A 5,956-nucleotide genomic window follows, 5' to 3' on the forward strand; every position below is an offset into this window, starting at 1 on the left:
CCGTCGGGCTCTCCGGCCGACGCCGCCGGGCAGTCCTCCCGGCGGCCGTCCGACCGCTCCGGGGGGCAGGCCGACGGCGCGGGGGACAAGAGCGGGCTGACCGCGCGGGACGTCATCATCCTGCTGGTCGCCGCCGCGGCGGCCAGCGGCGTGATCGGCCTCGTCGCCAAGCGCACCAAGTGAGCTCCGTGCCGGTCACGGGTGGTTGCGCATGGTGGCGGTGAACAGGTCGCCTCTGAGAGCGCGTTCCACCACCTCGATCGAGCGGGACAGGCGGACCAGCCGGGGCCCCTCCTGGCGGTAGGCGTCGAGGACGGCCTCGATGGCGTGCGGTGGCAGGTGGCCCTTGAGCTCGACGGCCGCTCCCCGGTAGCCGGACCGGGCGGCCTCGATGGCCGCCCGGACGTGGTGGCTCGCCATCCTGGCCAGCGCGATCGGGTGCCGCCTGAGCACCTCATAGGCGCGGTAGTCGGGCGGCACGGCGTCGAGCAGCCAGGCGACGGCGGACCGCTCCCAGTCGGGAACGCTCGGCGGCCTGACCTCGGCGGGCCACTCCGGCGGGACGTACATGGGGTCATCGTACTCACGTTCGATTCGCCCCCATGAGCCGAGGTGGCTGATACCAGCAGGTCAAAGACACAGTTTCGGATACATTGCGGTTGCTCTGTGCCGAAGGCCACCTGGACGGGCGTGAAGTCGACAGACTGTCGTCGTGACGGAGAAGATTGGGGTCGTCGGGGCGGGGATCGTGGGTCTCGCCGTGGCTCGCGAGCTGGCCGGCGCCAGGGGCGCCGAGGTCACCGTCCTGGAGAAGGAACACCAGGTCGGAGCGCACCAGACCGGGCACAACAGCGGTGTCGTGCACGCCGGCATCTACTATCCGCCGGGCTCGCTCAAGGCCAGGCTGTGCCGCGAGGGCGTGGCACTGCTCAAGGACTACTGCGGGCGGCACGCCCTGCCGTACGAGGAGGTCGGCAAGCTGGTCGTGGCGAGCACCCGAGCTGAGCGGCCGAGGCTGCTGGCGCTGGCCGAGCGGGCCCGGGCCAACGGCGTGCCGGGCATCGCCGAGCTCGACGCGCTGGCGCTGCGCGAGGTGGAGCCGCACGCGGTCGGCGTGGCCGCGATCCACTCACCGCACACCGCGATCACGGACTTCGCCGCGGTCGCGCGCAGGCTCGCCCTGGACGTGGCCGAGCTGGGTGGCTCGGTACGGCTCGCGCACCCGGTGCGGGCGATCAGGGAGACCGCCGGGGGCGTGGAGGTGCTGGCGGCCGGGCGCCGGCTCGCCTTCGACCGGCTGGTGGTCTGCGCCGGGCTCGGCACCGACGCGGTCGCCGCCATGGCCGGGCACCCGGGTGACGTCAGGATCGTGCCGTTCCGCGGCGAGTACCACGCGCTGGCCGGCCCGGCGCGCGACCTGGTGCGCGGCCTGATCTACCCGGTGCCCGACCCGCGCTACCCGTTCCTCGGCGTGCACCTGACCCGGCACCTGGGCGGCGAGGTCCTCGTCGGGCCGAACGCGGTGCTCGCGCTCGCCTACGAGGGCTACCGCTGGCGGGACGTCCGCGACGTGCGGCGGATCGCCGGCTGGCCGGGCACGATACGCCTGGCGCGGCAGCACTGGCGCACCGGCCTCAGGGAGGTCTACGGGTCGCTGGTCAAGAGCGCCTTCCTCAAGGCGGCCCAGCGCTACGTCCCCGAGCTCACCGCCGCCGACCTGCGGCGCGCCGAGGGCGGCGTGCGCGCCCAGGCCGTGGCCAGGGACGGTCGCCTGGTGGACGACTTCGCCGTGGACGTGCACGGCAGGGTGGTGCTCGTGCGCAACGCGCCCTCTCCGGCCGCCACGTCCAGTCTTGCCATCGCGCGGCATATCGCCGCTCTTGTTCCGGCATCCGTCCGATGAAGGCATCCTTGAAGGTGATGGAAGCACGCCTGTTGATCGTCGAGGACGACTCCAACATCCTCGAACTCCTCGCCGCGAGCCTCAGGTTCGCGGGGTTCGACGTGACGACCGCCAAGAGCGGCATGGACGCCGTCGCGGCGGTGCAGCGGCACCGGCCCGACCTCATCATGCTCGACGTCATGCTGCCCGACCTCGACGGGTTCGAGATCGTACGGCGGCTGCGCGGCGGCGGGACGCACACGCCCGTGGTCTTCCTGACCGCCCGAGACGAGACCGAGGACAAGATCCGCGGGCTGACGATCGGCGGCGACGACTACGTGACCAAGCCGTTCAGCCTGGAAGAGGTGGTCGCGCGGATCCACGCGGTGCTCCGCCGCACCAACGGCGAGGTGCCGGCCCCGCCCCCGCGGCTGACGTTCGCCGACATCGAGCTCGACGAGGAGAGCCACGAGGTGTGGCGCGGCGGCCGGCCGGTGGCGCTGTCGCCGACCGAGTTCAAGCTGCTGCGCTACTTCATGACCAACGCCGGACGTGTGCTGTCCAAGCCGCAGATCCTGCACCACGTGTGGGACTACGACTTCCGCGGCGAGGTGGGCATCGTCGAGTCCTACGTGTCGGTGCTCCGCCGCAAGATCGACAACCGCTCGCCACGGCTCATCCACACCCTGCGCGGCGTCGGATACGTGCTGCGCCTGCCACCGGGCGCCTGATGTCCGGACTGCCGCTCAGGATCAAGCTGATCGCCGCGATGCTGGCGCTGCTCGCGCTCGGGCTGACCTTCATCGGCCTGGTCAGCGTCTCGGTCCTGCACGGCTACCTGCTGGCCCGGGTCGACAGCCAGGTCAACCTGGTCGCCGTGCGGATGCAGAAGAAGCTGGAGTTCGACCTGCAGCGCCGCCAGAAGCCCAGGAAGGTCAACCACCTCCTCCTCGAGTCCGACACGATCGTGCTCGTGAAGGAGCCGGGCGGCCAGTTCATGCCGCTCCAGATCGACCGCGACGTCGACTTCAAGTCCAAGCCGGTGCTGTCGCCCACCCCGGGCCACGACATCTACACCACCCCGGCGATCAACGGCACAGGCGAGTGGCGGGTGCTGCACGCCGCCACCCCGCACGCCGAGTTCGTGGTCGCCGCGGACCTGACCGAGGTCGACGAGATCACCCGCCGGCTCGGCTTCATCGAGTTGCTCGGCGGCAGCGGCATCCTGCTCATCCTGGCCGTCGTGGGCGTCACCAGCGTCCGGCGGAGCCTGCGGCCGCTCGAACAGATCGAGGACACGGCCGAGGCCATCGCGCGGGGCGAGCTCGGCCGCCGGGTGCCCGACGGCGACCCCCGTACCGAGGTGGGCAGGCTCGCCCGATCGCTCAACGGGATGCTCGCGCAGATCGAGGCCGCGTTCGTGGCCCGATCGGCGTCCGAGGCGGCGGCCCGCCGCTCCGAGGACCGGATGCGGCAGTTCGTCGGCGACGCCTCCCACGAGCTGCGCACGCCGCTGACCTCCATCCGCGGGTTCGCCGAGTACGCCAGGCAGAACCCGAACGCCGACCCCGTCGAGCTGATGCAGCGAGTGGAGAAGGCCGCCGGCCGGATGAGCCTGCTCGTCGACGACCTGCTGCTGCTCGCCCGGGTCGACCAGCAGCGGCCGCTGCGGATGCGGCCGGTCGACATCCTGGCGCTCGCCGCCGACGCCGTGCACGACGCCCGCATCCTGGAGCCCGGCCGGGTGATCAACCTCGACGTCGTCGGCGGCGCGGCCCTCATCGTCTCCGGAGACGAGGTACGGCTCCGCCAGGTCGTCACCAACCTCATGACCAACGCCCTCATCCACACCGACAAGGGCACCCCGGTCACGATCCGGGTCGGGGCCGGCCCCAGCACGGTGTTCCTGGAGGTGGCCGACAAGGGGCCCGGTCTCCCGCCCGAACAGGCCGAGAAGGTCTTCGAGCGCTTCTACCGGGCCGACTCGGCCAGGTCGCGCCGCCGCTCGGGCGAGGACCGGGGCAGCGGGCTGGGCCTGGCCATCGTGCAGGCACTGGTGCGCGCCCACGACGGCACGGTCACGCTGGTCACCGCACCGGGCGCGGGCTGCACCTTCCGTGTCGAACTCCCACTCGCTTTGGAGTGACCCTTCAGCTATTCCTCAGCCTCCTGGGTCACGCTGGGTAGGTGACAAAACCCGAGGCGTTGATCATGGTGGTGGACGATGAGCCCAGCATCAGGGATCTCCTGGCCGCCAGCCTGCGCTTCTCCGGGTTCGAGGTGCTCACCGCCGCCGACGGCTATGAGGCCGTCGAGGTGGCCGAGCGCGCCTCACCCGACCTGGTGGTCCTCGACGTGATGCTGCCCGACCTGGACGGGTTCGAGGTGGCCAAGCGGATCGCCGCGCCCGTGCTCTTCCTGACCGCCCGTGACGCCACCGAGGACAAGATCTTCGGGCTGGGCGTGGGCGACGACTACGTGACCAAGCCGTTCAGCCTGGAAGAGGTGCAGGCCAGGATCCGCGCGGTGCTCCGCCGTACGCGCGGGGAGAGCGCGCCCGCCAGCCGCTTGCGGGTCGCCGACCTGGAGCTGGACGAGGAGGCGCGCGAGGTGTGGCGGGGCGGCCGGCCGGTGCGGCTGTCGCCGACCGAGTTCAAGCTGCTGCACTACTTCATGTCCAACGCGGGACGGGTGCTGTCGAAGGCGCAGATCCTCGACCACGTGTGGAACTACGACTTCGGCGGCGACGCCGGCGTGGTCGAGTCGTACGTCTCCTACCTGCGGCGCAAGGTCGACGCGGGCGAGCCGAGGCTGATCCACACGCTGCGGAGCGTTGGATATGTGCTGCGGGAGCCGCCCGCGGGCTAGCGTGGGGGCATGGACCTGCTGGGCGCGTTGGAGGCGCTGCGCCACCGGCTCGACGGCGAGCTGTTCCCGCTCGCCATCGGGGAGGTGGACGGCGACCGGCGCATGCACAGGGAGCTCGCCGGGCAGCTCGATGACTACCTGCTGCCGAGGCTCCGCGCGATCGACGCGCCGCTGCTCGCGGTTGTCGGCGGCTCCACCGGCGCGGGCAAGTCCACGCTGGTCAACTCGCTGGTCGGGGCCGACGTCGCCGAGCCCGGAGTGCTGCGGCCGACCACGCTGGTGCCCACGCTCGTGGCCAGCCCGGCCGACCGCGACTGGTTCATGGGGCCGAACGTGCTGCCCGGCCTCTCCCGCACCAGCGGCGCCACCGCGGGGGCGCTGCGCGTGGTCACCTCCGAGGCGCTCGGCGCCGGCCTCGCCCTGCTCGACGCGCCCGACATCGACTCGGTGGTCACCGCCAACCGGGAGCTCGCCGCGCAGCTCCTCGCCGCCGCCGACCTGTGGCTGTTCGTGACGACCGCCGCCCGCTACGCCGACGAGGTGCCGTGGAGCTTCCTGCGCTCGGCCCGCGAACGGAGCACCGCGCTGGCCGTCGTGCTGGACCGGGCGCCCCCGGAGGCCGTCGAGCCGGTCACCCGTGACCTCGAACGCCTCCTGGTCGCCAACGGGCTCGACGGCACCCGCCTGTTCACCGTGCCGGAGGCCGCCCTGCCGTCCGAGAGGGCGCGCCTGCCCGCCCCCATGGTGGAGCCGATCGTCACCTGGCTGACCGGGCTGGCCGCCGACGCGGCCGAACGGTCCCGCGTGGTGCGGCAGACGCTGTCCGGGGCGCTCGACAGCCTGTCCGCTCGGGTGCCCGTGCTGGCCGAGGCGCTACGGCGGCAGCAGGCGGGGTTCGACGGGCTGCGCTCCATCGTGTCCGGCGCGTACGCGGGCGCGATGGCGGACTTCGACGAGGGCATGCGCGACGGGTCGCTGCTGCGCGGCGAGGTGCTTGCCCGCTGGCAGGACTTCATCGGCACCGGCGACCTGATGCGGTCGCTGGAGAGCCGGGTGGGGTGGCTGCGCGACCGGGTGGTTGCGTTCTTCACCGGACGGGCGCCCGCCGCCGACCTGCGCGACGCGCTGGAGAGCGGCGTCGAGGCGCTGATCCGGGGGGCGGCCGACGCCGCGGCCGAGCGCTGCCTGGACGGCTGGTCGGCCACC

General features: G+C 72.5%; 7 protein-coding genes. 6 read left to right on the forward strand and 1 reads right to left on the reverse strand.

Translation table 11 applies throughout. From position 1 onward, the window contains the following. The coding region (locus tag DQW85_RS29165) for a hypothetical protein (protein WP_162795465.1) at positions 1 to 183 on the forward strand (183 nt) is incomplete at its 5' end. A 12-nt stretch (positions 184 to 195) separates the two neighbouring features. Here the strand turns inward: DQW85_RS29165 and DQW85_RS29170 are convergent. Next, positions 196 to 570, reverse strand: a complete 375-nt coding sequence (locus DQW85_RS29170) for a hypothetical protein (RefSeq protein WP_113703063.1) — start codon at positions 568 to 570, stop codon at positions 196 to 198. A 142-nt stretch (positions 571 to 712) separates the two neighbouring features. Here DQW85_RS29170 and lhgO point away from each other — a divergent pair, with 142 nt between their 5' ends. The 5 genes from lhgO to DQW85_RS29195 all read left to right on the forward strand — a co-directional run. After that, the gene (gene lhgO, locus DQW85_RS29175; protein WP_113703064.1) at positions 713 to 1,903 is read left to right on the forward strand and encodes an L-2-hydroxyglutarate oxidase; all 1,191 of its coding nucleotides are present in this window, start codon (positions 713 to 715) and stop codon (positions 1,901 to 1,903) included. Next, positions 1,900 to 2,613 (forward strand): response regulator transcription factor, encoded by a 714-nt coding sequence (locus tag DQW85_RS29180; RefSeq protein WP_205315496.1) that lies wholly within the window; start codon positions 1,900 to 1,902, stop codon positions 2,611 to 2,613. The genes lhgO and DQW85_RS29180 overlap by 4 nt, the downstream gene beginning before the upstream one ends. Then, the gene (locus DQW85_RS29185) at positions 2,613 to 4,028 is read left to right on the forward strand and encodes a sensor histidine kinase (protein ID WP_113703065.1); all 1,416 of its coding nucleotides are present in this window, start codon (positions 2,613 to 2,615) and stop codon (positions 4,026 to 4,028) included. The genes DQW85_RS29180 and DQW85_RS29185 overlap by 1 nt, the downstream gene beginning before the upstream one ends. A gap of 65 nt (positions 4,029 to 4,093) precedes the next feature. After that, complete coding sequence (locus DQW85_RS29190; RefSeq protein ID WP_113703068.1) at positions 4,094 to 4,750, forward strand: response regulator transcription factor; 657 nt, start codon at positions 4,094 to 4,096, stop codon at positions 4,748 to 4,750. Positions 4,751 to 4,759: 9 nt separating this feature from the next. Then, positions 4,760 to 5,956, forward strand: a 1,197-nt coding sequence (locus tag DQW85_RS29195) for a GTPase family protein (RefSeq protein ID WP_113703066.1), incomplete at its 3' end; no start/stop codon positions are given.

This window comes from Nonomuraea lactucae, from assembly GCF_003313395.1.
Lineage (GTDB): Bacteria > Actinomycetota > Actinomycetes > Streptosporangiales > Streptosporangiaceae > Nonomuraea > Nonomuraea lactucae.